Below are 521 nucleotides of genomic sequence, written 5' to 3'. Positions count from 1 at the left end.
TCAAGATCATCACCGTGCGCACCACCGGCTTCCCGGCGGCGATTGCCTCCGGCGGCAGTGCCGCGGTCGAGCCGATCGAGGCCGCGCCCACGACCGGGCTCTCGCGCTTCGTCGGCCAGGAGCTCTCGAAGTCGGAGCGGCCGGAGCTGACCGCGGCCCGGATCATCATCTCAGGCGGCCGCGGCATGCAGAACGGCGACAACTTCAAGCTCCTGGAAGCGGTGGCCGACAAGCTCGGCGCCGCAGTGGGCGCGAGCCGCGCCGCGGTCGACGCCGGCTTCGTGCCGAACGACTACCAGGTCGGCCAGACCGGCAAGATCGTGGCGCCCGAGCTCTACATTGCCGTCGGCATCTCTGGCGCCATCCAGCACCTGGCCGGCATGAAGGACAGCAAGGTCATCGTCGCCATCAACAAGGACGAGGAAGCGCCGATCTTCCAGATCGCCGACTACGGCCTGGTCGGCGACCTGTTCAAGCTCGTGCCGGAACTCGCGGCCGAGCTCGACAAGGCGAAGTAAGCG

1 protein-coding gene is annotated in these 521 nt (G+C 68.3%); it reads left to right on the top strand.

The genetic code is table 11. The annotated features are described in order from the left end of the window. Positions 1-518 (top strand): electron transfer flavoprotein subunit alpha/FixB family protein (locus IEY58_RS34235; RefSeq protein ID WP_195826189.1); only part of this gene is annotated, 518 nt, incomplete at its 5' end. Positions 519-521: the final 3 nt, after the last annotated feature.

It is taken from the genome of Aliidongia dinghuensis (genome assembly GCF_014643535.1).
GTDB lineage: Bacteria > Pseudomonadota > Alphaproteobacteria > ATCC43930 > CGMCC-115725 > Aliidongia > Aliidongia dinghuensis.
Note: the sequence above shows the minus strand (reverse complement) of the source record. Positions and strands in the feature narration are given on the sequence as shown.